Source organism: Borrelia persica No12, assembly GCF_000500045.1.
GTDB classification, from domain to species: domain Bacteria; phylum Spirochaetota; class Spirochaetia; order Borreliales; family Borreliaceae; genus Borrelia; species Borrelia persica.
This window is the reverse complement of the sequence record NZ_AYOT01000219.1, coordinates 1-1,752: the sequence shown is the minus strand read 5'-3', so window position 1 is coordinate 1,752 and position 1,752 is coordinate 1. Positions and strand designations below refer to the sequence as shown.

3 protein-coding genes are annotated in these 1,752 nt (G+C 30.7%); all 3 read right to left on the bottom strand.

The genetic code is table 11. From position 1 onward, the window contains the following. Nucleotides 1–70: 70 nt before the first annotated feature. Nucleotides 71–643 (bottom strand): DUF228 domain-containing protein, encoded by a 573-nt coding sequence (locus U881_RS0107630; RefSeq protein WP_024653011.1) that lies wholly within the window; start codon nt 641–643, stop codon nt 71–73. A 23-nt stretch (nt 644–666) separates the two neighbouring features. Further along, nucleotides 667–1,437 (bottom strand): DUF228 domain-containing protein, encoded by a 771-nt coding sequence (locus U881_RS11655; RefSeq protein ID WP_024653843.1) that lies wholly within the window; start codon nt 1,435–1,437, stop codon nt 667–669. Next, a partial coding sequence (locus U881_RS0107620; RefSeq protein ID WP_024653842.1) for a DUF228 domain-containing protein occupies nt 1,437–1,752 on the bottom strand: 316 nt, incomplete at its 5' end. The genes U881_RS0107620 and U881_RS11655, both read right to left, overlap by 1 nt.

Below are 1,752 nucleotides of genomic sequence, written 5' to 3'. Positions count from 1 at the left end.
ACATTTGCTATCTCTTTAGCATAATAATTTTGATCATATAATTCTGACATCTTTATACTCCTTTAACTTATTAATTTGGTTTACCTTTATTTCCATAAATAACCACATGTACCATATAAGTATTATCATCATTATCAAGTTTTATTGAGTCTGATAAGGCTATGGCATTAATTTTGCTATTATTTGAACTGTCCTTTTCAACCTGTCCATCTGAATTAAATTTAACTTTATCCTTTCTCTTAATAGAATTATCTTTTGCAACAAGATATCCTTGAAAATTATTTGTTATTGGTATTACTGTTGCCATACTGGTAAATTCGTCTACGTCAACACATACACCATAAAGATCATCACCACCACCTGCTTCAACATGTGGTTCATAATGTGGTTGATTATCTTGTGACGTACTAACTACGCGTTTTACTCCTCTCTTATATGGATATCCTTTAAAAAAGTAATTTTCTAGTTTATCAGTTCGACTTGTTACTGTACCGCCTTGATTAGCAAAATGTAAATTTTTACTCCTAAAATCAACTGTATTACTAAAAACACCAGAATCGTTGATAGGGTTCTTCATTAACTTCTTAAGAGTTTTAGCTTTTTCTTCATATTGCTTTACTAGTTCAGTTATGTTTGTCGACACTTTAACCTCCTAATTTTCTTATTTTAAGAAACCGCCTTATTGCCATAAAGGGATATCTTTATTAAATATAATTTATAATCATCTTGGCCTTTTTTAGATTCATCATCGCTAAGATACAAAGTATGTATATCTGAGAGTGCAACTGCATTAATTGAAACTGATGAAGAATTAGATACTTTAATAACTTCTCCATTTGAATTAAAATCCAACTTATCACCCATGTTAATACCAGAAGAGCTTTGTGTAATTACATAACCTTCAAAATTATTTGTTATTGGTATTACTGTCGCTACATTAGTATATTCATTAATATCTATACATATTCCATGCATATTTTTACCATCAGATACTTCAACAGAAATATCATCGGGTTTGTCGGTTGACACCTTTAATTTAACTGCACGTTTATAAGGAAATCCAAAAGCCGGATATTCTTCTAATTTATCTTTACTACTTGATACAGATTCACAGATAGAATCAAATGTTAATAAGTTTTTATTCCTAAACCCAGTCTGAGCTTTAAATACAGATAGTTCATTATCAAAACTTTTAGAATATTTCCTTAATTTTAATATATATTCTTTAAGTGTTTTACCTTCTTCAGTTTCAAGCACTGGTGCATGTCTTTTACCTCTTCTTTTACCCCTTGTAGAAGTTTCTTGTCTTTGACCCTCACTATCAAGCTCTTCACTTAAGTCATCACTATCAATTAACGGAGAACTAATATCATGATCAAGCGATTCTGAATTTTCATTTGATATCAAGCTTGTTTGTTGATCTTTGCTACTCACCATTAATTGATCCCTTTATTCCCGAATATACTTACAAGTGCTATGTAAAGATTTTCGTTAATTTTAAATGCCTTTGATAAGGCAATACCATTAATAGTACGAGAACCCGAACCACTGTCTTGTTCAATTTCTCCATTTGTATTAAATTTAACTTTTACATTAGGTGTAATACTGCTTTGATTATCTTTTTTGACTACCAAATATCCAGTAAAGTTATTTGTTATTGGCATAACAGTTGCAGTTCCCGTAAATTCGTCTATGTCTGTGCATATCCCATATAGATCAGTACCACCACCGGCTTCTACTGCTAATTCATAA

What these genes read in the sequence shown, in the direction of transcription:
- U881_RS11655 (WP_024653843.1), bottom strand. Translation starts at nt 1,437, where the DNA reads ATGGTGAGTAGCAAAGATCAACAAACAAGCTTGATATCAAATGAAAAT.